A 23,999-nucleotide genomic window follows, 5' to 3' on the forward strand; every position below is an offset into this window, starting at 1 on the left:
CGCTCAGGATGCAAACGTTGCCAGCAAATCGCGCAGACTTGCATCGAGATCAAAACGAGGTCGCCATCCTGTTGCCGCCGTCAGTCGTGCCGCACTGCCAGCCTGAATCAGGATATCGCCAGAAGTATGTGCTCCTGTTTCCTCGACAGCGGCATCGATCCCGGCTAACCGTAATAATCGTTCAACAATATCACCAACAGGAGTCGCTGTGCCAGAGCAGACATTGTATACTCCGCCGGGTTCGCCGCGCTCCAGCAGCGCCCAATACGCCGCAACAGCGTCACGCACATCGGTAAAATCGCGACTTGTAGCACGGTGTCGCATACGCACAACCGGTGGTTGTTTCCCTGCAGCAATGGCGGTAATCTGTGCTGCAAGCGTACTGGTCAGCATGCCTCGTGGTTCGCCGGGACCGACGAGATTGAACGGTCGAGCACGAATCACCTGCAACCCGTACTCAGAAACATAGCGGATTGCCAGAAGTTCCTGTATTGCCTTACTGACCCCATACATCGTCGCAGGCTGTACAGGATGATCTTCAGTGACTGGCAGGCGATCAAGGGGAACCTGACCATACACTGCCGATGAACTGACGATCAGCACCTTCGCCCGCGGGCAATGAATACGTACTGCTTCGAGCAGATTAAGCGTAGCGACCGGCGTGCCGGTCAGCCATTCCTGCAGTGGCAACTGCGGGCAATTGGCTGGAGTATGCGCAGCAAGGTGGATGACGGCTTCAGCTGCTGCTGCCTTTACTGCATCTGCCGTTGCGCTGGCGCTATCCAGATCCGCCACAAACAATTCAGCACCGGGTACCGGGCGCATCGTCCGGTTAATGCCAACCACAGTTGCACCCCGGGTAACGGCATAAACTGCCATATGGCGTCCAACAAAACCGCCGATGCCGGTGATCAACAAACGCATTACTCTAACTCAAATGGCAAAAAACGCTCGCGGCGCTGCTCAAAATCCTCAACCGCCTGCTGGTAATCATCGACCCGTCCAATATCCAGCCAGTAACCGTCGTGGAGATAGCACTGGATTTTTTCCCCTTTCTGCATCATGTCGATCAAAAGATCGGGAAGATCGAGACGATGACCGCGCGGAATGTACGTACAGGCGCGTGGATCGAAAATATAGATCCCCATGCTGACCCGGTAATAATGTGTTGGCTTCTCAATATAGCGAGTCAGCAAACCATGCTCATTATGCTCAATGACCCCAAGATCGATCTTGACACTTCGCGGATAGGTGGCAATTGTGGCGATTGCACCGCTTGATCGATGAAATGCCATGAGTTCACTAAAGTTCAGGGTTGTCAGCACATCGCCATTCATTACAAGAAACGGTTCATCCAGTCCATCAACCAGTGCAATCGGTCCGGCGGTGCCAAGCGGTTGCTCTTCACGCGAGTATCGAATAGTAACCCCAAAACGATCACCGTCACCGAAATATGCCACAAGCAACTCGGCAAGATAACCGACTGCAAGTGTAATATCGGTGAACCCATAGTAGCGCAATTGGCGAATGACAATATCCAGAATCGGCTTGTCACCAATCGGCATCAACGGCTTGGGAAGAATGGTTGTATATGGCGCAAGGCGTGTACCACGTCCACCTGCCAGAATGACTGCTTTCATCGCTACACCTGGTAATGCAATGGATCGTACCGGTCGATATGCTGCGCAATCCAGTCGATTGTGCGTCGCAACCCTTCGTCAAGACTCACCAGTGGCTTCCATCCGAGCAACTCGTGCGCCAGACGATTGTCGCCGTGCAAACGAAACACTTCGCTGGTCTCCGGACGCAACCGGGACTCATCAACGTCAATTGTAACCTGACGACCGACCAGTGCAATAATCTTTTCTGCCAGCTCGCCAATACTGATCTCATCATTACTCGCCAGATTAATGGCCTGACCTATCGCCTGGTCTCGTTCTGCAGCCGCCAGAAAACCGGCGACCGTATCGCTCACATAGTTGAGATCACGGGTTGGACGCAGATCACCCAGACGAACAACCGAACGGGTCAACGCCTGAGTGATAATGGTCGGAATGACCGCCCGCGCTGATTGACGCGGACCATACGTGTTGAACGGACGTACCGTGACCGTTGGCACGCCAAACGATAGATGAAAACTCTCAACAAGTTTGTCTGCGCCAATTTTACTGGCTGAGTAGGGCGATTGACCCTGCAATGGATGCTCCTCGGTAATCGGGACGAAACGTGCCGTGCCATACACCTCGCTGGTCGACGTATGCACCACACGACGAACCCCGTGAGCGCGCGCTGCCTCCAGGACGTTCAGCGTGCCGATGATATTGGTTTCGACAGTTTCCCGCGGATGCACATATGAATAAGGGATGGCGATGAGCGCTCCCAGATGAAAAATCGTATCGACGCCGCGTGTTGCTTCATGAACCGCATGACTGTCGCGCAGATCGCCGAAAATGATCTCGATCTGCGCGCGCATGTCGGATGGCAGGTCGCGTAACAACCCTGGATCACCGCGCCCATTGTAGCGCACAAACGCACGCACACGGAAACCACGAGCAACAAGAGCTTCGACCAGATGACTGCCGATGAACCCGCCTGCGCCGGTAACGAGGACAGTGTCTGTTGATACCATGATGAATACTCCGATCCAGCGCTTGTCTACTGGCTTCGCAATTATACTCGATCAGTCATGATTAACCTCCTGCCGTATAGTGGTCGTCTCCTCACGAAGACGACGGAGCGACAAACCCGAAGCAGCAAGACGCCATAGACCGAAACCTCCCCATATCATAACCATCAAATACTGAACCAGTTGAAACATAACAATATACGCAATCGCATCGTCTGGTGAGAAGCCAAAGGGAGTAAGCATTGTAACTGCGACAAATTGAAAGACACCGATAGAGCCAGGAGTGGATGGAACAACACTTGCAAGACTGAGAGCGCATAGCAGCAGCAAACCTATTGCGCCCCCGATGGGGAGACCTAGTGCCTGTGCTATCAAAATGGTGAACCATGTCTCTAAAAACCATATCATCATCGTAACAACCGCGAGTCGTGCAACTTGCATAGCATCCCGTAATGTGCGAAAACCACGCAACACTTGCTGGAAAGTCTGGATAACACGTTCACAACGAGGGTGATGTACAGGTGTGATAGAAAGGCTCCTTCCAATCCTTTTTCCCACATCCGGTACTAAAAACAGTATCGCAATGCCAACACCAGACAGGATTGTCATTAAGCGTGCAGCCATATTGATCCAATCAGGCGCTCCCTCTGTTACGCTTAGCACTAATAGACTGACCAGAGCAATCCCTGTAACCTCGGCAATGCGCTCAACAAACACGGAGGCAAGGACGAAGCTCTTACTAACACCCGTCCAATAGCTAACAGCAAGTGCTCGAATAACATCTCCGGCTCGAGCTGGTAGCAGGCTATTGTAAAGATATCCAATAGTCGTAGCCCAGAACACGACTCGCGGTTTCATGTTACACTCATTTTCGAGGAGCATATACCATCGCAATGCACGCACCACATATGATCCGCTAAATACTATTCCTGCCAAAGCGAGCAAACCTGGATTCGCGTGCTGCACTATGGTAAACGATCTGCAAAGATCGACATCTCTTAGCGCCAGAACGAGTGTAGCTGATGAGATAATGAACGCTAGCGACAACCACCAGGAACGATGAAATAAAATATTTCGCATAAAATTGGAATTCAGCATCTCCGAGCAATCACAAACATAATATCATATAAGTTAATATAGAAATCAAATCGACTAAGACCGGATTTTCTGATAATATTATAAATATATGGTTTTTTTGGCGAAGTATAAACAAGTTATAGAATATATTATCAATACTCCTAAAGAAACCACAATAACGGTTATAAACGATTTCAAAGCCATATTGACGCAATAAACGTTCAATTGTACGCCTTGAGAAATAGTGTATGTGAGTTGGCGGGTGAATCATGCGCCAGCGCTCCCGCTGAAGCCTTGATAACAGACTCTCAATATCTCCTGTAGTTAGAGCCAGCAGACCACCTGAAGACATGACTGAGGATGCCTTTTCGATATATAGATGTGGATCACGAATATGCTCTATTGTATCCCACATGCAGATAACATCAAATATCTGAGGGGAGCAATCGTAATGCAAAAAGTCGACCTGATAAGCATCAACCCCAAGTTCTTCACGTGCATAACGAACACCATCTTCAGATATATCCAGTCCAACGGCAATTTTGAATTGTTTTCGAACCAGATCGAGAAAGAATCCATAAGCACAGCCTATTTCAAGCAAGCGACTATGCTTCTCTGGATTGATAAATCTCCGCAAAACTGAAAGTCTTTTTCGGAAATTCTTTTGAATAACTCGCTGGTCCGCAACATAATCACTATATTCCTCACCAAAAAAATAATCTCTTCGATAAATACTCCACAGACGTTCATCGTCCAAAGTAACATCAGCAAAAACATGACCACACTCTGAACAACGGAGAATTCCTTCATAGAACAGAAGGTGCTGTGTTGAACGACAAACTATGCAAGTAGGCATGATATAAATCTTCCTGAAAATAGAGTGTAATTATCTCAGTTTTCCTCGGTGTTTTCGTTGAAGTTTATCAATTCGTCGATAATGTAGTGCGGTCTCGCTTTGACTTCATCGAAAATTGCACCTATGTACTCGCCAATAACGCCCAGAAAGACAAGCTGAGTACCGCTAAATATCGACATTAGTACTACAAGAGTCGTCCATCCAGATGGAAACGAACTGAATATGAAATATTGAACAGCGGTAACGAAAGACAGAAGGAAACCGAACAAAGCAATCAAAAGACCAAAAACTGTTGCAGCTCGTAGCGGTTGCTTACTGAACGATATTACACCATCAAGCGCAAAACGAAACATGCGAGTGAAAGAATACTTACTGAACCCTCCGGCTCGTTTACGAACTTTGAACGGCACTGCGATGCTTCGAAAGCCCATCCATTCAAAAAAACCACGCAAGAACAGATTTCTCTCGCGGATACGTTTTTGAAACACCTTGACTACGCGTCGGGATATCAACCGAAAATCAGCAGCATTTTCGTTGATAGGAACCTGAGATATCTGATTTAAGAGGCGGTAGAATAATTTAGAAGCTACACGTTTAGCAAAATGAACATCATTCGTATCTTCACGTATGGTGTAGACAACATCGTAGCCCTCTTCGTAATAGCGTAGCATAATTGGAATGAGATCTGGCGGATGCTGTAAATCACTGTCAAGCATAATAAGAACGTCGCTGTCACTATAATCTATGCCAGCTAGCAGGCACATTTGATGTCCAAACCGACCCGTCATTGCTATTACACGCACACTTCGATCAACTCTTGCGATGTCCCGCAATATATCGAGCGTCCCATCAGTGCTGCGATCAACCACAAAACAGATGGTCGATTCATACGAATCTGCGATTGCATCAAGCACCTTCTTCAATTCGGCGTAGAAGGTGGTAATTATCTCGCACTCGTTATAAACGGGACTGACAATGGTGATTGTTCGTCTCATAGAGTATCATCAATGCGTATGACCAGATCATGAATTGCTGGAGATCCCATTTCTGATATCTTTTGCGCTAACGGCAGATCAAACACATAATGCTTACCACTTAATGTTTGGAGAGTCACACGTGTAATAATGTACACCTTACCATCCCTATACTGATACATCAGAAGATTATTAACTGGAACTGGTCGACCTTGTATTCGTAACCGATGATCCGGATCGGCCTCAAGATCAACAGAAAATCGCATTGGAGCCCACCGATTTGCAACCAACGGCATTAGATCGTTACGTTTATAGATCATTCGCAAGGCTTGATATGCACTCCACGGAGTCTCCATCACTCCAAAGACATACATCGAAAGACCATCATTACGTCCAAAAAGACGCTCATCACTAAGATAAGGAACAATAAAGGTGCCCAAAGGCAGCATTTCGGAAGGAGCAGTACGTCGAAGCGTCTCAAGCTGCAGTTCATCAAGTCGGTTACGTTCCGCGTAGGTTCTTGCGAATCCCAAGGTACAGATTGAAGCCAAAAGTAGCGTCAGGGCACCTCCGGCAACTACTACTTGTTCCAGGAATCTTTTTCGTATCATACTAATTAAAAGAACAGTTACACCAGATAAAGTGGTTGCTACACCGGCAGTCGGTTGGTAAAAAAAGCGGCGTTCGTATACTTGATTTGGGGCAAGTGCATATGGAAGACTGAGACTACTCAGAGTCCACACTACCCCCAATAAAACTAATATGATTGCAGGGATAACGATATTTCTATCGTGATATTGTTTGCTTTTCCAGGTCAAGATGCTCAGGAAAACAAGTCCAACAATACAGCCTAGAGCCAAAGTAGCAAACCATGAGTTACTAATCTCTGTAATACCCAGCGAGAACGCCTCGCCATATAGACCAAACGTTATAAAGATCCAGTAGATGGACGGGATATATCCAATGACGCGCTGAAGTATGCGTCCTGGATTAATATCCAATCCTCCTCGATTTTGAACAACTGCTGATGATGACGCAACAAAGGTGACATAGAAAACAGTTATGACTACAAATCCCATAAACACGACGATAGCGCGTTTAACTGCACATAAATACGCTGATTGCCGTAGTATGGCAATCAATACAAATATTGGCAGCAATATCAGAATATAGCCACCATTCTCGCTAAACATGTATGAAGATAGTAGCGATATAACGCTGATTGCGATCCATAAATAAGGATGACTAGATTGCTCCAGGCTGAGCCATAGCGCAATTAATGATATCATTATAAACATTGTCGCAAGTAGATAACCCCCTGTACCAATCCAGAAAGGCACTTCGTTATGTGGATGCACCAGGAATCCCCATCCTGCTATGGTGCCCCCAATCCATGAGGTGGTCATTTTGTATACGAGAAAACCAAGCAAAAATGCATTGATCCCGGTGATTAGCGCCATAAGTATTCGTACAATCAACTCATGATCTGGAACGAGAGCTGCTATCTGTGGTAAGACAATCCAGGTTAGAAGACGCGCTGGAAAATTAGGATTCGATTTCCAATCAAATATGGGTCTGCGATCACCTGTGATCAGATCCACAGCTAAATTCTTGAGACTATAGTCATCAACATACAACCCCCGTTGCCACACCAGCAGATAACCCAGCCAGAGACACGCCACTCCAACCAGCAGATATCCATAGTTCGAAAAGAACACCGATACGCGGCGAGACGCGCTGACGATCTGTGGCAGACGCCCCGCAAACGCCAGGGTTGACACAGCGAACACCACGATCAACGCAAGCGCAACTCGATCGAGCATACTGTTCCATGCCGGCCTGACAACCGCTTCTGTGACCCATACCCGGTCGCTATCGAATGTTTTACGCGTCTGTACATCCACCACAAGGCGCTCTGAGTCTGGCGGAAGATTCAGCACGACATTGTGCCAGGCCCGTTGCTCAGGGATTGCCGGTGGATCGAGCGCAATGTGGCGCTCCAGGAGCGTTTCCTGCTCGCGCTGTACGCTGATTGTCACATCAACGCCGTCGACATTCGGCCCCGGATTGCCGGTCGCCGGGTCGATCACCGCCCAGGATGGCTGTGTCAACCAGAGTTCCACTCGCGCCGGTCGCATGCCTGCGATCTCATCCAGCGCCGCTTCAGCCCGCCAGACGCCATACAGCGTTGCATTGGAATCATCGGTTGCGTGCAGCTCAATGACTGAGCGATTGACCCCATCCCAACTGGCGCCGGAAAACACCGGCGCCGGAGCGCCAGCCTGCTGACCAGCATCCCAGTGCCACGTGAGTGTATGCGGCGCCGGAGCGGGCGTGGAAAAGAACACAACAACCATGCCGCCTGCTATCAAGCCAATGATAATATGACGCAGAGATGGATCGCAGACTTGCAGTTCCTGCGCCAACCTGGGAAGGATAAACACCAAAACGCCGGATAGCAGAGCGGTTGCGATCAAGCCCGGCAATAGCGCATGCAATAGACATCATCAAGATTTAGTGATATACTATTTTTGTACAATCTGAAAATGGAGAAAAACGATGTGTAAGTATCGATCCATTATCGAAAATCCGGAGAAATTACGCTCTATGACCGGACTGACCGTTGAAGAGTTCCACGCGCTGGTTCCGATCTTCCACGCCGCATTTGAAGCGTATATGAAACGTCGCACGATTGATGGCCGCGTCCGATATTGTCGTCGCTACGTCTCGTATGCAAACTCGCCGCTTCCGACAACAGAAGATAAATTGCTCTTTATTTTGACCTACTTAAAACAAAACCCAACGCAAGTGATGCACGGACACCTCTTTCAAATGAGCCAATCAAACGTAAGCAAATGGGTGCATCTTTTGCACGGAGCGCTGAACTATGCGCTTTCACAGCAAAATCTCCTGCCTGCGCGCACTGCCGACGACCTGGCGAGGCGATTGCAGGAAGAACCGTCGTGTGAAGAACCGTCGTGTGAAGAACCGTCGTGTGAAGAACCGTCGTGTGAAGAACCGTCGTGTGAAGAACCGTCGTGTGAAGAACCGTCGTGTGAAGAACCGTCGCATGCGACAAAAGCGCCCCCCTTTTTATCCATGACGGCGTAGAACGTCCCATTCGCCGTCCAAGCGACAAAGTCGACCGGGAGTTGTATTACAGCGGTAAGAAGAAACGACATACGCTTAAGAACGTTCTCATCATTGATGAGTTTGGCTCTATTCACTTTTTGAGTGACACCTACGAAGGAAGGGTCCACGATAAATGTATTGCGGATGAAGCGGGATACACCCTTCCAAACGCGAGCATTCTCTATCAAGACGCCGGATTTCAAGGATTTACCCTGCCTGGCGTCCAGATTATGCAGCCAAAGAAGAAGCCGCGCAATGGAACCCTCACGCCGCAGGAAAAGGAGGAAAACCGGCGTATCTCATCCGTTCGCGTTCGTATTGAACATGTTATCGGCGATATCAAGCGGTATCGAATCATTCACGACATTATCCGCTTCAGTTGTTCCGAATTTCGGGATATGGTCATGGAAACATGTTGCGGGCTGCATAACTTCCGAATTTGGCTGAAACGCAAAAAGCAGTCCAAAAATCAAAACGAATCTTGATGAAGTCTAATGTGTCGAGAAACACAATGTGCTGGAGCGCTGCTGCAACCACAACGCCGCTCACAAGCAGTGACGGGAATAGTAGCAAGATTCTGATCCAGGCAGCACTCATCGCCTGCCACAGAATCGGTGTGTGGTTGGTGCTATCGCCACTCATAGTACTATCACGGTTTCCGCAAAAATACGGAAAAACTCCCGATAGTTGCATCAAGATCGAATCGACTCGCTACTTCTGAGGCTATTTCCGGCGTATCACGAATAGTATTACCATAGTAGTCATTCGTCCGCATGACCAGCACTTGCACACCCGGACGATCAAGATAAGGTCTGGGATCGGCGTACAGTTCGATATACCGCCATCGATCCTGCAACCTGTAACCTACATCTTTCGGGGCGATCACGATCGCACCGTCGGGCAAACTTCGTCTTAAGTAGTCAGTTACATCATCAATAGATTGTTCGCCGTACATATACGTTGTCGAATAAGAAACTCGCATCTGATGTGTCACTACATTGATCTGCCATCCCAATACAACAACAAGCGCACCGACAGCCAGAAAACCGAGAATATCATCCTTCATAAAAAGTGCAACGATAACTGATACGATCAAGGCAACTATCAGAGGTAATATTTGCCATTGATACACAAGCGGCTCTTTGGGCCATTCAGTGTATAAGGTGAGAATAAAGTCCCGACCGCTTGTTACTGGATTAATCTGAATATACACCTGATGTACTATAGTTCCTACGAATAATAGCAACAAGACAACAAAAAAGCGTCGCCTGTTATCGAAAGACATCAAAAAGTCGGCGATAAGAAGAGAAATAACCGGAATCAGCGGTGGCCAGTATTTCGGGAATACAAAGGGCGCCGGACGGAGAATAAGATACAAGAGGAGTAAGGAAGTAAAGAACACTAATAGAGCAAAACGCTCGGATCGACAAAAAAGCCCCTTCTGTGAATTGCGCAGTTCAATAACCGTCACGATAAAGACAAATAACAGTACGGGAATTCCTATCCATGTTACAGCATAACTGAAATGAGATCTCATATCACTAATAATCGTAAAAACGACCGAACCCAGTCCACTTGATCCAGCGAAATTCAAGGGATTATTTGAAGAATAACTGAGATAGAAAAAGGGATTTCTATAATCAACACCCCAGATATTCGCAATAACAAACCAGCTTGCAACAAAAAGGGTAAACGAAACAAATATGGCAACAATTACCCAGAGAACTCTTAATAAGACGCTATACCAGCCCGAATTGACCAAGAAAAGGAATGCAAAGAGATGTCCATTCATCCGTTTTAAACGACGAAATCGAAAATTGAACAATCTTTTTTCGCCTATTACATTCATGATCTCAAAAACGATAAGTGTTGGAATCAACAAAAGCAAGGTGGAAATTTTTGCATAGATTTGAATTACTACGCCAAACACGAGAAAAACCAGATAAACCCAATCGAAATGCCTAGTACGGCGCATTTCAAAGACAAACAAAAGAAAACCCACCAAAACCAGAGGAAGAACTTGCGTGTCGATATCAGGAAGAGTAGATCCTTGAACAAATAACGGAGATGTCGCGGCAGCGACAATAGCAAGAAATAGCGCTAATGGCCACACAAAAAATGGAGAAGAGTTTCTTTGAAATTCCCATCTTCTCAATGTAAACACAAACATAATAAAAAATAAGATGATAGCGTTAAATGCGCCAAAAAATCGGGCGGACTGCACAGAAGAACCGAAAATATTGAACCAGAATGCATACCATGCTATATATAGAGGAGGGTGCCAAAGACCAATATTCTCGGGCGTCAATTCACCACGGTAATAAACAGGCTTCCCAGTTTCTAAAATCGCTTGAGCGACGGAAGGATACTCCATTTCGTCCATAATATATGGTTTACCGAGAGATGGGACAGCAAAAAAGATCATGAGCATCGATGCCAGAAAAAAGAGTAAAGAAGATACAAGCCACGCATAAGAGCGCTGCTTGACATAACTTTCTTCAAGAACGCTATTCATATGCTCCGTTCCGTGACCCCTCTCTTAAGAACCGATATACGGATCATGACTTGTATCAAGTTCCACACTTTTGGGAATTTCTCGACGTAGTATGACATGAAGCAGGTAAAAACGAAGCGTAAAAGCTATCATCGTCACACCCAGTACTACTGCTTTTTTAATATCCCCGGTGACAGATGAAACACCCACTCGCTCTAAATAATTAACGCTGATCTCAATAGTGCGAAATTTCTGCATAAAAATGATAAGCATCATCTCCACCCCAAAGTGGGATGTCCCTACTGAAAAATATGGTCGTATTTGCTGGTAAACGTGGCGATGAAGCAGTCGAAACGTACACCCAACGTCACTCAGGCTCGTCGTATTAAAGAGAAGCATGATCATTTTTGCAACCGCCCAATTTCCCCATCGCAAGAAAAAGCCCATATTAGCGCGTTCACCAATAAGCTCTCGTGTTGTTCTGGTGCCAAGAACAACATCAAATTCATCAGCGTATGATAAGAAGCGAAGAATATCTTTAGGCCGAAATGTACCATCAGGTTCACAGATTACCAGTATATCTCCTCTTGACTCTTCAAGACCGCGTTGAATGGCATAACCATATCCCTGCCGTTTCTCGAATACCTGCCGTGCTTTAGTATTCATCACTTCTTCCGCTGTTCCCGGAACGGCGTTATTGTTCACAACCACCACCTCATCAACGAAACCTGTAGCAAAAAAATCCTCAACACACTTACGAATTGAGTCCTTCTCGTTGTACGTCGGCAAGATAACTGAGACCGTCTTACCTTCCCACATGGACTCTTCCTTTCACTAAGTCGGTAGTCGATATACCAGAGCGACATTGTGAGCCGCAAGATTGCGAATGAGAGGTATCTGTTCAAGAATCTGTTCCATCCATCTCCACACTGGCAAACCCCACTCTGGGGCAAAATCGGGGATGAAGGTCATGCAACGCCATCGGACGTTGAGAGGATACATTCCACTGATATCACTGAGTGCTGCTGCTATTTCACGCCGCGGTATAAGGCGTTCATCACCAGTATCCTGCGGTACACGGCGCATAAGTAGGGGCCAGTATGGGTTCAACGGATTGTGGTCCCAAATAACAGCAAAGCCGCCTCTTCGAAGAACTCGTATGATCTCCACAATCGTCTGCTTTACTGCCACAGGATCAGCAATATGATGCAGTACTGCTGCACAGAACACAACGTCAAAACTCTCATCTGCATAAGGAAGAGCAGTACCACTGGCGACACAACACCGTAACGAAGCGTCCCTATGATAAGCAGTCCGAATCATGCCAGGCGATACATCTATACCAAACCGCTGATACACATCCGAGGGGAGAGCGCTCAAAAAGCGTCCCGTGCCGCAACCAACATCCAATACACCACCAGCAGGCAACACCCGTCGTACAAGATTGACACGACGCCTAGTCAAATGCCGCATGATGTGCTCCGGGATGCTCTCATCGTAGACACTGCCGGCAATGGCATCAAAGTGTTCTGCGTTTTGAGTCAAACGACGACTATCCACACCGTTTCTTGTGATCAGAAACATAACGATACCCTGTCATTATCACCAACACACACCTGTTCCTAGAGGACCTTTCTCCACGATACGCGCTGCAGGTATGGCGACAGTTTTCGCCGCAGAACTCGCAGCCCTCCTTTTGTCAGCGCCTGCATCCGATGTATGGGATCGGGATGTTGCGCCAGGACTCGCTGCACGCGCCCGATCTGATATCTCCACCATTGGCGACGCTGCTCCCGGACGGCCCAATTCCGGTCGTATCGCGTGATCATTTCCAACCGCTCCTGTGCCACCTGCTCCCAGGCGCAGCGTTGCTCTTCGAGCCAGTGGGTATAGGCAAGTTGATGGGCAAAGAGCAGATCCTTCAACGCCAGCACCTCTGCGCGATACTGTTCATACAACCCGGCGTGGCGTGCGTAGAGCAACTGGAGACGCTTCTGGTATAACTCTGGTTGACGAATCTGCGAAAGATTAGAGTTCGAGCGCACACGATACTCGAAGAGAATATCGGGCACGACTTCACCCCGATACCCTCGCTCCAACATACCGATCCATAAGTCCCAATCTTCAATACTATTCAACTCCGGGCAGTAGCCGCCCACCTCTTCCCATACGCAACGACGAAACAGGGATGTCACCGGCGCGACATTCTCAACCAGCATGTCCGGTAAGCGATACGCTGCTGGCCGATACTCGGACTGACGCAAGCCAAACGTTCGATAGTGACACCCGACGAACGCAACTCCGGGATTGGCGTCGAGAATTGCAGCCGCACGCGCAACATACTCCGGCAGAATACGATCATCGGCGTCAAGCGGCAGGACATACGCCCCTGTCGCCAGGGAAATGCCATAGTTCCGGGCGCGCGCCACTCCCTGATTAGGCGTGCGAAAAACACGCAGCTGCGGGTGAGGTGCAAGTTGATCGATGGTTCGTATGGTTGCGGGATCGGTTGAACCATCGTCAACCAGAATCACCTCAAGATCGGCATGCGTTTGTTGCAGTGCGCTATCGAGCGCTTCCTGCAGATACTCGCCAAGGTTGTAGCATGGAATAACAATACTGACGCGAGTCATGTGGATCTTACTCGTTTGCGTTGCATCAACCGGCGCCATACGGCACGACTGCGCGGCACACGGATGTAGCCGCGCTCCAATTCCGCTATCCACGCCCCACGCTCTTCCGCCACATGCTTCCAGTTCGCCGCCTGCTGCGCGTGGTAGTCGCGCGCCGCTTCCAGTTCCGCCATCCACGCCGCGCGCTCTTCCGCCGCACGCTTCCAGTTCACCGCCTGCTGCGCGTGGTAATCGCGCGCCGCTTCCAGTTCCGCCATCCACGCCGCGCGCTCTTCCGCCACATGCTTCCAGTTCGCCGCCTGCTGCGCGTGGTAATCGCGCGCCGCTTCCAGTTCCGCCATCCACGCCGCGCGCTCTTCCGCCAGGCGCTTCCAGTTCGCCGCCTGCTGCGCGTGGTAATCGCGCGCCGCTTCCAGTTCCGCCATCCACGCCGCGCGCTCTTCCGCCGCACGCTTCCAGTTCGCCGCCTGCTGCGCGTGGTAATCGCGCGCCGCTTCCAGTTCCGCCATCCACGCCGCGCGCTCTTCCGCCGCACGCTTCCAGTTCGCCGCCTGCTGCGCACTGTTGCTCCTGATCTGCGACGACAACCGTCCCTGTCCTTCAGCATATGCAGCAAGACTGGCGTGTTCACGAGCGTACAGAACGACCACATCACGCCACCAATGCTGGTAGAGGGACGCATGACGCTCAACTATTTGCCCGACAAGGCGGGCATAGTTCTCTGGCTGGCTGGTCGTGGCATACATAGAGCCGGGACGTACCCGATACTCGAACAGTATCTCAGGCACGACCTCTGCACGGTATCCTGCTTCGAGGATGCCAATCCAGAGATCCCAGTCGTGCATTCCGCTCAATTCTTCGCAGTACCCGCCAGCACGCTCCCATGCTTCCCGACGGAACAGTGACGTGACTATCGCTCGATTGACGACCAGCATATCGGGTAACGCGCAGGTTGAAGGCGCCACCACTCCTGATCGTCCATCGAATTCACGGTAGTGACCGGTGACAAATCCCACCTGCGGATCAGACTCCAGTAATGGCAATACTCGCTCAAAATACGTGGGAAGCAAGCGATCATCGGCGTCAAGACAGCAAATGAATGGACTGCGAGCCATGCGAATACCCGCATTGCGCGCAGCGGGCAGCCCGCAGTTCTCCTGGCGGATGACGCGCACCTGCGGATGGTCGATCGTGTCAAGAACCAGACGGGTGTAGTCGTCGGTCGAGCCATCATCGACAACGATAACTTCCAGCGGTTGCAATGTTTGTTGCAAAGCCGAAGCCAGCGCCTCGTAGAGATAGCGCCCCAGGTTGTAGCAGGGAATGATAACACTTACCCCTGGTTCAGTCCCGGTATGGCGTTCGGGTGCAGGGAGCGGACGCATCCATATCTTCAAGCGTGCCCGCTCATTATCGTCCAGTCTATCGGTTGATCGATGATATCCCAAAGCCGGCCAACGCCGAAAACGCCACAAAGGCAAAGAAGGCGTATCATCGGGAAACCAGTGCCGGATCGTACCCAGGGCAACGAGCCGCGCCAAGGACGACCAGACATCGCTCGAACACACACGGCTCTCTGCTGCGCCCCAGCTACTGAAGCGATAGACCTGATCATCGCTACGAATTGCGTACCCGAATCCTCCATCTTCGTTTTGCGCATTCCACAACGCCCAGAAAGCGCGTATGGCTGCTCGCTTCACCTCCTCAGCCCGGTAGCGGCTGTAACGTGCCGCAACCGCGAGCACTACGATGGCATCGAGGTCTTCACATGCTCCACCCCCCAGTCCTGAACCAAACAAGCCATCCGATTGCTGCAACGCAAGTGTTGTATCAATCAGTTGATTGATACACTGAATCGGACGACACACATACTCATAAAATGGCAGAAAATGGTAAGCGGCTGCCATCCCGTTGAGCAATGACGCACCATGACGTGTTCCCCACACGCCAGTTTCGCGGTCCTGTGTTGCATCAAGCCAGTCGAGTGCGGCGTGATAGATTGACGCTGCTTCCCGTTGATTGCACTGTTCGACGGCATGCACCAGGAACGCCAGCGCAAACATCACCCGATTGCTCTGCAACCAGGCATTCGACCAGTCCAGACGTTCCATCCAGGCGATAAATGCCTGTGGATTGGGCCAGCGCTCTTGAACCGATACCGGATGAATCGGGGCGCTACCCAGCGCATCAAGCGCCTGCAAAGCAAGATAGGTTGTCTGATCGAGCACATACGCCTGATCGTGGATTGCGCTCTCGATCGGGAAACGTTCCAGCAACGGATCAACGAATAAACCATCGGTGGGGCGCTGACAACTCTGGAGATAGGCGATCCACTGGTTGCGCAGGGAGGACGACACATCCTGCAAGCGATCTATTCCTTCAAGTATCAGCACTGCGCAACTGGTCGCAATAATACTTTCTTCGCCACCGGCGGTAAAACGCACTCCGCGCTCTCCGGTGAGCGATAGCACCCAGTCGTAGACGCGATCGAACATCAACGATGAAGCCATCCTGAATGCTCCAGCATTAATAACCGCCTTACGCTGACCGACAAAACGCGCTTCCGGTCCATCGCCTCCCTGGATAATCTCCCAGTGGATGGGGATGAAATAACGCGAAAGCAACGATTTCAGCTCAGCAGCGACAAATTCGTACAGATGGTAAGGGTTCGATGAATGCCTGCCATTGTTGAGCAATGGCGCCGTTACTACCAGGATGCCATGCTCGCGTAGAACCCGGTGCGCTTCATGCAAGAAGCGCTGTGCATCGCTCAGATAGACATGCTCTAACCCCTCAAGGCACACAACCGTATCAAAACTGGCATCCTCAAAAGGCAACTGGCACATCGAACCTTCAATAAAGCGAATACCGGCATAATGCTTTCTCGCGTAGTCAATAGCGTCGTGATCAATATCAAGACCGGTGAGAGAAACATAGCCGGACAGCAGTGAACTGCCCCATCCTGTCCCGCAAGGAACATCAAGCACATCTCGACCATGGACAAACGGCAAGCAAAAGGCATAACGCTCACGAAGACACGCTTCGTAGATCGTTCCACGAAAGGCTGGATCGTCAGGATGAGCGCGCTCAGCCATGCCATCACCTCACTGCAATAAACATCCAGGAACCGATAATGACCGCATTACTGAAGTACCGGCGAAGAAGCATCAGCATCTCATCAGACGTAAAAATATGCAGATGCGCAGGATTGTTAGCCTGCGCAGCCAGCGCCTCATCACGACTCACAGGAAAATATGAAGTGCCGATAAAAACACCTCCAGGACGCACCACGCGCGCCGCTTCAGCAATATACCGCTCGCCATCATCACGGGAAAGGTGCTCAATAACTTCCATACCAAGCACAACATCATAGCGCATGTCGGTCAAAAACGAGAGGTCACACATATCACCGACAGACCAGAGAATGTTTTGCGCACGCCAGATTTCCCGGCAAAAAGCAACAAGTTCCGGCTCTCTATCAAAAGCAGTTACCCTTCGCGCGAAATGCGACACCAGAAATGCGCCCCATCCCAACCCGCTTCCTGCGTCAAGAACTTCGGCGCCACGACAAAACATTGCACCCGCGAACGCATACCGACCGAGCATCATTCGATAATAGCCTGTCGATACGAATTGTGGATCGCCGGGCAAAGCGCGCTCTTCAGTTGCACCACTCGCAATACCCCTTTCTCGCACTGATTCATTCGTATGACTCATAATCTCGTCGATAACAGGTTGGATAACAGGATCTGCGAGAATCGATTCGTATATCGTTTTGATGTCATTGAGGGTGTAATTGAGAACGTGACGCGGAAAACGGTATGGCATGACCTGATCTGACAAGGATTCTGAAATGTCCGGCTTTTTTGCGACAAGGTACACGTACCAGTGCTCACGCCACCCGCCAAGTTCATCTACCGGCACCCCATCAAAGCGACAATCTTTGCGCCGATCGTCCAGATCATATCCTGTTTCAACGATTGTAAGGCGCGGAAAGAGTTGCATAAGCCCCGCAGTCGAAAAGCGCCAGTAATCATCAAAGCCCGACGCCGTGTGATACCGCCAGGACCATACGGTTGAGAGTAACAAGATACCGCCCGGCGCCAGCAATCGGGTTATTTCGGCGGCAGCGGCGAACGGATCGTACAGATGCTCGAATGTCATTTTACATACAATCAGATCGAATGCGCTATCGACATAAGGCGTCGGACGGCAAATATCGCCGGTTGGAAAATTCAGCGTCGTCAACTGACGATCCCGTTGAGCAAGAAACCGCGCCAGTTCCGCGCCCTGACCACCGATCTCCAGAATACGACGCGCATCGGGCGCATATTTTTCACAACGCTCCAGCGTCCACTCCTCCCACGACTTCCACGCCATACTCTGCCAGGATTGAACTGGCGTTCTGCCACCACTCCAGAATAGCGGACGTGTATGGATCAACCCGTATCCGAGCGGCTTGCCAGCCACCGTCACCTTCATCAGGTTATTGCGAGAGTCAAGGTTGGTAAAGTCATAATCGCTGCGGAAATCAGCAATACCGATATTGAGAAGATAGTCTCCGGGATTGAGGAGCATGATCTGTTCACAACCGATCTCCAGACGCTCACCGGCATCGTGCGGACCGAAATTAACACGGTGCTCTATATAGGAGTGCATCCCCATAAGGTTCTGCCCCTGCGCGTTACGAAACATAATACCAATCGCAATATTCTCGACATGATCATAAAACTCAATCGTCGTCACCACCCGAAAAGGTTTGCCGACAAAAAGAGAGGCCGTCTCGCGACCTTCCGTATCCAGCACACAATAGTCCACAATTCGTGCTGCGCCCGTACCAAACCGGTACTCGCCTGCACCAGTCTTTCGTTTGATCTCCTCCTCGCGGCGACGCAGTTCATGCTGCACCTCTTCGGCGTCGCCAGGTGACGCCATCAGGCGCTGGCGGGCATGCTCACTCTCTCGCATCAGTTCGTAGTACTGCATCGCAACCTGGGCAGGTCGACCGCTGCTAAACAGCATTCCATGGTGAAGTAGATATCCATAAGTGCACAGGTTCTGAAATGTCCCGATGTCATGCGTAACAAATACAATCGTAACACCACAATCGGTCAGTTGCTTGATCTTGTCAAGACAGCGCGACTGAAACGCAATATCCCCCACAGCCAGCGCTTCATCGACGATCAGGATATCGGGAGAGACATGCACCTGCACTGCAAACGCCAGCCGCACCACCATGCCGCTGGAGTAGAACTTCACCGGCTGATCGATAAACTCGCCGATGTCCGCGAATGCGGCAATGTCATCGAAGCGTGCATCGATCTCCTCCCGGCTCAACCCCAGGATCGCACCGTTGAGATACACATTCTCGCGCCCCGTGAACTCCGGGTTGAAGCCGCTCCCCAACTCCAGCAGCGCCGCCACCCGCCCCTTCACCTGCACCTCGCCTTCAGTCGGCGCCAGCGTGCCGGCGATGATCTGCAACAGCGTGCTCTTGCCGCTCCCGTTCCGCCCGATGATCCCCACCATCTCACCGCGCCGCACCTCGAAACTGACATTGCGCAGCGCCCAGAATTCGCGCCCGTAATGCCGCCCGAAACGCCACAGCAGCATGTGCTTGAGTCGGTCCTGCGGATGGTCGTAGATGCGGTACATCTTACCGACGTTGCGCACACTGATGACGACATCGTCGGTCGGAGGGGAAATCGGCATCGTTTCCTGAAATGCAATCTCTGGAGCAGAAACTGTCATGCTGCCTGCGTCTGGTCAGATACCCATCATGTGCACGTGTGTTATGTTTGGTTTCTTCAGCGTGCGCGATAGTAGCACGACTCAGGTCAGATGTCAAGATATGATGAAGAGGTACGCGCTCACATTTCTCCCGGGAGCGAGAGCATCTTGCCCTCGGAGACGCGACGAGGGCGTGACGCCCTCGCTCCGTGTGCGTGTGTTACCCCAGGGGTGAACAGTTCCATGAAGAGCAATGGAATGGCGGATGAAAGCCCTGCTGGCTGACGGAGCGCTTCCCGGCGATGCGTTTTTCCGGCATGCCCTGGCGTCCCATCTCTGGTTCAAGGCATCAGGATGCCCCACTCTTTACAGGGTGGTTTTTTGGAAGCCCCTGCATTCCTTCTCTCGTTTTGGGCTTCAGGACGCCCAAACTCCCCCTTCTCCCCGTGTGGGAGAAGGGGGTCGGGGGGATGAGAGGGCAAACACGCCCAACCTCCCCCTTCGCCCCGTGTGGGAGAAGGGGGGCGGGGGGATGAGGGGGCAAACACGCCCAACCTCCCCCTTCGCCCCGTGTGGGAGAAGGGGGCAGGGGGGATGAGGGGGCAAACGCGCCCAGAATACAACCAGACCATCAATCCCCGTTGCCTGGCGACTGCGTGCGCACTTTCGTTTGAACCAGGCGCAGAGTTTGATCCGCCAGCCGCAATGCTTCCTCTGCCGACGCTTGCGTATACACCCGTGCGGGGATGCTGTCTGGCAGCCCATTGGGATAGCGAGTAGGAATATAGTAGCCGTCCAGCGAGGCTACCTCTTCCCGCAATTGCTCGAAATCAGCGTCAAATTCGGCAGCCCAACGGCACAGCGCTTCCACAGAATGTCCGATCACCAGTTCCTCGCCCTGGGTGTAAATAAAGGCTTTGAGCGCCTTCTCGGCAATCTGCTGAGCTACAAAACAGGCCAGATGATAACTTGCGCCGTCAAAGAGCAACTGAGCGCCGTACCGATCCGCCTCCGCCTGTTCCAGCCAGCGCAACCCTTCCTGTCGGGCATCACGCTTCATATAGCACCCGTCCTTCCTGTAGAGCCAGCCGCACCAGCGGGGTTTGGGACATCCACGTCATCTCGACTGGAGTATAAACCAGCAGATCGGTTGCGACGCGGGGTTGAAAACGGCGATACAATTCCACTGTGCGTTCCAGAAAATCGAGCGGCGTATCCCACACGATCAGCAAATCCAGATCGCTGGTCAGACCGTCCTCATCCCGCGCCAGGGAACCGAACAGGATCACGCGCTGAACGCCCAGCGCGGCAGCGCACCCCGTCAACCGCTCGACTTCCTGCCGAAGATGTGCCCGGTGCGTTTCTCGTCGCTGCCGCAACAATCGCCGAATCCGCAACACATCGCCCTGATCCATACTCGCTGCACTCCGTGCTGAAAAGACTGCTATGATGGTCTTTGAACAATTACTCCACTCCAGCCCGTGCAGGCGGGCTTCGTCTTCCATAGCCGAGGGCTTTAGTCCCCCGGCCAGTTCGGCATACTGGATTGTAGCAGTTCTCCCAGAGGTTGAACCCGATGGACAAGGTTGAACACTCCTCGGAATCGCACTCACCACGTGGTGACCGAAATGATGGTCTTTGAAGTAATAATCCGTCATACCCCGCGCAGGCGGGCTTCGCCTTCCATAGCCGAGGGCTTATGGTCTTTGAAGAAATATTCCGCTCTAGCCCGCGCAGGCGGGCTTCGTCTCGTGTAGCCGAGGGCTTATGGTCTTTGAGTAAATAATCCGCTACAGCCCGCGCAGGCGGGCTTCGCCTTGCCTAGCCGAGGGCTTCAGCCCGACGGCTAGCGCGGGAGAGCGGATTTAATTCTCAATCTCCATTAGCCCGACGGCACGCGACGCATACCGGATTTATTTCTCAATCTCCATTAGCTCGACGGCACGAGGCGTATACCGGATTATATTCTCAATCTCCATAATTTCGGTCTCCATGCCGCCGGAAGCAAGCGCTTCATGCGACACGACAAATAGCATCCCTACTCGCCCTCAACCCGGATCAGACCATCCAGGAATGCCAGAAACTGCTCAATGTCAGCCCGATAGATGCGCTCTAACACCCGTGCTCTTCGATACGCCAGCGCTAACCGCTCAGCATCCAGACGCATCCGGTAGGCGCTGCGGAAAAGATGCCGAAAACGACGCAGTTCATCCAGGCAATCATACGACTGATCGCTCAGCAACCGGGGACGCACCCCATCGATATCGAGCGTCATCCGTCGTAACAGCCCGGCATGCCACCCGCTCCGGTCGGCAATCTGATTGCCAAAGACACTGGCGACACGCTGAAAGATGCTCTCGAAGGCGCAATACAGATTGTGCAGGTAGTACGCCAGAACAATGACGCGCTCATCGCCGGTCAGCCTGGTGTCGTATTCAGTAAGTGCATCGTAGATCTCAGCGATCGCCTTCAGGTCGGCAGCAATTTCGGCTTTCAACGTCTGAATCTGAACGTTCATAGATCAGCGCTCCCTGTTCGCGTACAAAGTCTGCGAAGCGCACCTCCTGATCCAACTCCACCAGATCGACCGTCCATTCGCTCAGCTCGTTTTCCAGCGCTCGCCAGAGGGCGAAATACTCTTCGGCGCTCAGTCTCCCTTCAAGAGCAATGTCGATGTCCGACCCGGCATGCATCGCGCCGGATCGCAGCACTGAGCCAAAAACATACGCTCGCTCAACGCCGGGGAAGCGCGGCAAAACCAGGCGGGCAGCACGATACACCGCGTGCAGCGCCGCCTGCCGCAACTGCTCCGCAACCTGATATGCTCGTTGCTGGCGGGATATGAGATACGCTCGACTGGCTGCCAGATCGAACGCGAATTGACCGCTCATGCTGCGCCTCTACAAGAAGCATTTCCTGTTTGATCGTACCACGCGCAGGCGCGATTGACAATCAGTACAGGCGCAGGGGCGCTGCGCCCCTACGCGCGATACACCCATCGCACCACCCAATCGCGCACGGTCAGGACGCCGCGCCGCAACCGACTGTCGTCGTGCGCGGCGAGTCGCCGGTACCACGGTCGCAGATGCTTCCGCGCGCTGCGCACAATCCGCAGCGCAGCACGACGCGCTGGTGACAGATCAATGTCACCGGCATACCCGCCGGTCTCCCACAAACGCGCAACATTGCGCGCCTGGCGCGCAAGCTGGATCGCTTCGATCGCGCTCCGCTCAGCTTCTTCCGGCGTAGGGATGGTGCGACCCGCGCGCGCTGAATGCTCGACTGCATGCCGCATGAAGGCTTCCATCCGGTCCCCCATCAGATCGAGCCGGAAATGATCGACGATCCGTTGGCGTGCACGCGCCCCCATCGCGGCACGCTGCGTTGGATCGGTCAGCAAACCGATGATCGCGGCGGCATACGCGGTGGTTTCATCGCCCGACGGCGGGACAAGGATGCCGCAGTCGGGGGTGACGAGTTCGCGTTGCCCGCCAACATCGGCTGCAACAGGGACGACTCCCATTGCCATGGCTTCGTAGAGCACTATTGCGATTCCTTCACGCGCGGAGGGCAGGAGCAGGAGATCGGCGGCTGCCAGCGCCTCGCGCACCCGCTCCGGGGGAAGCGCCCCGGTCAGTCGAACGTTGCGCAGCACCGGATCGTGCAGCATGCGTTCCAGCACCGGACGTTCAGGACCTTCGCCGATGATCAGCGCACTGAACGGAACACCGCGCTGCGCAACATCGCGCAGGATTCGCATCGCCAGGCGCGGTCGCTTTTCTGGTGCGAGACGCCCGACGGAGAGGATCAGGGGCAGATCGAGAGGCATGCCAGACGCCTGGCGAATGGTCGCCCGGTCAAAGTGCGCCGGATTCCACACGTTCACATCAATGGCTGCCGGGCTGACAACGATCCGCTCCGGATCGCCGCCACGCGCAATCATCCAGTCGTGCAGATCGCCCGATACCGTGATACTGAGGTCGATCCAGGCGCGTTGCTGGAGCGAGAGTTGCGGATATCCGCCATCGAGCCAGTGCGGTTCCACTGCATGCAGCAGATCGAGGACAACAACATCAGGACAGTGACGGCGCAGGTAGGGCAGCAGCACATAGCCGAACTGACTGTTGCTGATCAGCAGCGCCTGGATGTCGCGCGAACGGATCAGATCACGCACAAATGCAGGTTGCTGCTCAGGCGCAATCATGGGATGGAGCGTCACAACATCGGGAGTGATCGACTCGAACAGCGGACGCCACTCGTGCGCATGCGGCAGGGTCGCAACAACGCTGAACCGGAACCTGCGCCCGGTGAGTTGCCGCACCACATCGAGATTCAACCGGTCAGCCCCGCCAATAGTGAGAAACGGGGTCATCAACAGGATGCGCATGCTATGTCCTTATACAACGGTTTGCCGACGTGTGTTTCGGCACGGGTCGTATGCCCGATAGCGATAATGGGTGACCGAAATGATGGAGAT

19 protein-coding genes and 1 pseudogene are annotated in these 23,999 nt (G+C 52.0%); 1 reads left to right on the plus strand and 19 read right to left on the minus strand.

The window, feature by feature from the left end:
- Positions 1-3 precede the first annotated feature (3 nt).
- Genes ROSERS_RS21015 through ROSERS_RS21045 form a run of 7 tightly spaced genes read right to left on the minus strand, consistent with a single transcriptional unit; the run spans position 4 to position 8,010 of the window.
- Positions 4-924: an NAD-dependent epimerase/dehydratase family protein gene (locus tag ROSERS_RS21015; protein ID WP_011958759.1), complete on the minus strand. Its 921-nt coding sequence runs from the start codon at positions 922-924 to the stop codon at positions 4-6.
- On the minus strand, positions 924-1,640 hold the full coding sequence (locus tag ROSERS_RS21020; RefSeq protein ID WP_011958760.1) for a nucleotidyltransferase family protein: 717 nt from the start codon (positions 1,638-1,640) through the stop codon (positions 924-926). The genes ROSERS_RS21015 and ROSERS_RS21020 overlap by 1 nt, the downstream gene beginning before the upstream one ends.
- A 2-nt stretch (positions 1,641-1,642) precedes the next feature.
- Complete coding sequence (locus ROSERS_RS21025; protein WP_011958761.1) at positions 1,643-2,629, minus strand: GDP-mannose 4,6-dehydratase; 987 nt, start codon at positions 2,627-2,629, stop codon at positions 1,643-1,645.
- Positions 2,630-2,680: 51 nt separating this feature from the next.
- Positions 2,681-3,724: a lysylphosphatidylglycerol synthase transmembrane domain-containing protein gene (locus ROSERS_RS21030; protein ID WP_011958762.1), complete on the minus strand. Its 1,044-nt coding sequence runs from the start codon at positions 3,722-3,724 to the stop codon at positions 2,681-2,683.
- Between the two features lie 10 nt (positions 3,725-3,734).
- Complete coding sequence (locus ROSERS_RS25355; RefSeq protein ID WP_011958763.1) at positions 3,735-4,559, minus strand: class I SAM-dependent methyltransferase; 825 nt, start codon at positions 4,557-4,559, stop codon at positions 3,735-3,737.
- 35 nt (positions 4,560-4,594) lie between these two features.
- Positions 4,595-5,554 (minus strand): glycosyltransferase family 2 protein, encoded by a 960-nt coding sequence (locus tag ROSERS_RS21040; protein ID WP_011958764.1) that lies wholly within the window; start codon positions 5,552-5,554, stop codon positions 4,595-4,597.
- A complete protein-coding gene (locus ROSERS_RS21045) occupies positions 5,551-8,010 on the minus strand; it encodes a hypothetical protein (RefSeq protein WP_157041180.1) in 2,460 nt (819 codons plus the stop codon). The genes ROSERS_RS21040 and ROSERS_RS21045 overlap by 4 nt, the downstream gene beginning before the upstream one ends.
- Positions 8,011-8,092: 82 nt before the next feature.
- Between ROSERS_RS21045 and ROSERS_RS25360 the strand changes: the two genes are divergently transcribed.
- A protein-coding gene (locus tag ROSERS_RS25360; protein ID WP_085979421.1) for an IS5-like element ISRfsp3 family transposase occupies positions 8,093-9,150 on the plus strand; the annotation gives its coding sequence in 2 pieces (ribosomal slippage) (positions 8,093-8,624 and positions 8,624-9,150; 1,059 coding nt in all).
- A gap of 164 nt (positions 9,151-9,314) precedes the next feature.
- Here ROSERS_RS25360 and ROSERS_RS21060 read toward each other — a convergent pair.
- The 12 genes and pseudogenes from ROSERS_RS21060 to ROSERS_RS21105 all read right to left on the minus strand — a co-directional run bounded on the left by ROSERS_RS21060 (position 9,315) and on the right by ROSERS_RS21105 (position 23,909).
- Positions 9,315-11,180, minus strand: coding sequence for an ArnT family glycosyltransferase (locus ROSERS_RS21060; RefSeq protein WP_011958766.1), 1,866 nt, complete (start codon positions 11,178-11,180; stop codon positions 9,315-9,317).
- 24 nt (positions 11,181-11,204) lie between these two features.
- A complete protein-coding gene (locus tag ROSERS_RS21065) occupies positions 11,205-11,978 on the minus strand; it encodes a glycosyltransferase family 2 protein (RefSeq protein ID WP_011958767.1) in 774 nt (257 codons plus the stop codon).
- 15 nt (positions 11,979-11,993) lie between these two features.
- Entirely contained in the window at positions 11,994-12,743 is a 750-nt protein-coding gene (locus ROSERS_RS25365; RefSeq protein WP_011958768.1) for a class I SAM-dependent methyltransferase, read from the minus strand.
- 38 nt (positions 12,744-12,781) lie between these two features.
- A complete protein-coding gene (locus ROSERS_RS24455) occupies positions 12,782-13,792 on the minus strand; it encodes a glycosyltransferase family 2 protein (protein ID WP_011958769.1) in 1,011 nt (336 codons plus the stop codon).
- Positions 13,789-16,887: a glycosyltransferase gene (locus ROSERS_RS27215; protein ID WP_011958770.1), complete on the minus strand. Its 3,099-nt coding sequence runs from the start codon at positions 16,885-16,887 to the stop codon at positions 13,789-13,791. Before ROSERS_RS27215 ends, ROSERS_RS24455 begins: the two co-directional genes overlap by 4 nt.
- A gap of 4 nt (positions 16,888-16,891) precedes the next feature.
- Complete coding sequence (locus ROSERS_RS24465; protein ID WP_442969658.1) at positions 16,892-18,778, minus strand: methyltransferase domain-containing protein; 1,887 nt, start codon at positions 18,776-18,778, stop codon at positions 16,892-16,894.
- Positions 18,758-19,504 (minus strand): annotated as a pseudogene (locus ROSERS_RS27455) (ABC transporter ATP-binding protein); the annotation flags it as partial. The pseudogene ROSERS_RS27455 and the gene ROSERS_RS24465, both read right to left, overlap by 21 nt.
- A 649-nt stretch (positions 19,505-20,153) precedes the next feature.
- Positions 20,154-20,582 (minus strand): HEPN domain-containing protein, encoded by a 429-nt coding sequence (locus ROSERS_RS21085; RefSeq protein ID WP_011958772.1) that lies wholly within the window; start codon positions 20,580-20,582, stop codon positions 20,154-20,156.
- Positions 20,572-20,937 (minus strand): nucleotidyltransferase family protein, encoded by a 366-nt coding sequence (locus ROSERS_RS26525; protein WP_011958773.1) that lies wholly within the window; start codon positions 20,935-20,937, stop codon positions 20,572-20,574. The genes ROSERS_RS21085 and ROSERS_RS26525 overlap by 11 nt, the downstream gene beginning before the upstream one ends.
- 623 nt (positions 20,938-21,560) lie before the next feature.
- Entirely contained in the window at positions 21,561-22,040 is a 480-nt protein-coding gene (locus tag ROSERS_RS21095) for a hypothetical protein (RefSeq protein WP_011958774.1), read from the minus strand.
- A complete protein-coding gene (locus ROSERS_RS21100; protein ID WP_011958775.1) occupies positions 21,979-22,413 on the minus strand; it encodes a nucleotidyltransferase domain-containing protein in 435 nt (144 codons plus the stop codon). The genes ROSERS_RS21095 and ROSERS_RS21100 overlap by 62 nt, the downstream gene beginning before the upstream one ends.
- Positions 22,414-22,502: 89 nt before the next feature.
- A complete protein-coding gene (locus ROSERS_RS21105) occupies positions 22,503-23,909 on the minus strand; it encodes a glycosyltransferase family 4 protein (protein WP_011958776.1) in 1,407 nt (468 codons plus the stop codon).
- Positions 23,910-23,999 lie beyond the last annotated feature (90 nt).

Origin of the sequence: Roseiflexus sp. RS-1 (genome assembly GCF_000016665.1) — a bacterium.
Lineage (GTDB): Bacteria > Chloroflexota > Chloroflexia > Chloroflexales > Roseiflexaceae > Roseiflexus.

What these genes read in the sequence shown, in the direction of transcription:
- ROSERS_RS21015 (WP_011958759.1), bottom strand. Translation starts at nt 924, where the DNA reads ATGCGTTTGTTGATCACCGGCATCGGCGGTTTTGTTGGACGCCATATG.
- ROSERS_RS21020 (WP_011958760.1), bottom strand. Translation starts at nt 1,640, where the DNA reads ATGAAAGCAGTCATTCTGGCAGGTGGACGTGGTACACGCCTTGCGCCA.
- ROSERS_RS21025 (WP_011958761.1), bottom strand. Translation starts at nt 2,629, where the DNA reads ATGGTATCAACAGACACTGTCCTCGTTACCGGCGCAGGCGGGTTCATC.
- ROSERS_RS21030 (WP_011958762.1), bottom strand. Translation starts at nt 3,724, where the DNA reads ATGCTGAATTCCAATTTTATGCGAAATATTTTATTTCATCGTTCCTGG.
- ROSERS_RS25355 (WP_011958763.1), bottom strand. Translation starts at nt 4,559, where the DNA reads ATGCCTACTTGCATAGTTTGTCGTTCAACACAGCACCTTCTGTTCTAT.
- ROSERS_RS21040 (WP_011958764.1), bottom strand. Translation starts at nt 5,554, where the DNA reads ATGAGACGAACAATCACCATTGTCAGTCCCGTTTATAACGAGTGCGAG.
- ROSERS_RS21060 (WP_011958766.1), bottom strand. Translation starts at nt 11,180, where the DNA reads ATGAATAGCGTTCTTGAAGAAAGTTATGTCAAGCAGCGCTCTTATGCG.
- ROSERS_RS21065 (WP_011958767.1), bottom strand. Translation starts at nt 11,978, where the DNA reads ATGTGGGAAGGTAAGACGGTCTCAGTTATCTTGCCGACGTACAACGAG.
- ROSERS_RS25365 (WP_011958768.1), bottom strand. Translation starts at nt 12,743, where the DNA reads ATGTTTCTGATCACAAGAAACGGTGTGGATAGTCGTCGTTTGACTCAA.
- ROSERS_RS24455 (WP_011958769.1), bottom strand. Translation starts at nt 13,792, where the DNA reads ATGACTCGCGTCAGTATTGTTATTCCATGCTACAACCTTGGCGAGTAT.
- ROSERS_RS27215 (WP_011958770.1), bottom strand. Translation starts at nt 16,887, where the DNA reads ATGGCTGAGCGCGCTCATCCTGACGATCCAGCCTTTCGTGGAACGATC.
- ROSERS_RS24465 (WP_442969658.1), bottom strand. Translation starts at nt 18,778, where the DNA reads ATGCAGTACTACGAACTGATGCGAGAGAGTGAGCATGCCCGCCAGCGC.
- ROSERS_RS21085 (WP_011958772.1), bottom strand. Translation starts at nt 20,582, where the DNA reads ATGAAGCGTGATGCCCGACAGGAAGGGTTGCGCTGGCTGGAACAGGCG.
- ROSERS_RS26525 (WP_011958773.1), bottom strand. Translation starts at nt 20,937, where the DNA reads ATGGATCAGGGCGATGTGTTGCGGATTCGGCGATTGTTGCGGCAGCGA.
- ROSERS_RS21095 (WP_011958774.1), bottom strand. Translation starts at nt 22,040, where the DNA reads ATGAACGTTCAGATTCAGACGTTGAAAGCCGAAATTGCTGCCGACCTG.
- ROSERS_RS21100 (WP_011958775.1), bottom strand. Translation starts at nt 22,413, where the DNA reads ATGAGCGGTCAATTCGCGTTCGATCTGGCAGCCAGTCGAGCGTATCTC.
- ROSERS_RS21105 (WP_011958776.1), bottom strand. Translation starts at nt 23,909, where the DNA reads ATGCGCATCCTGTTGATGACCCCGTTTCTCACTATTGGCGGGGCTGAC.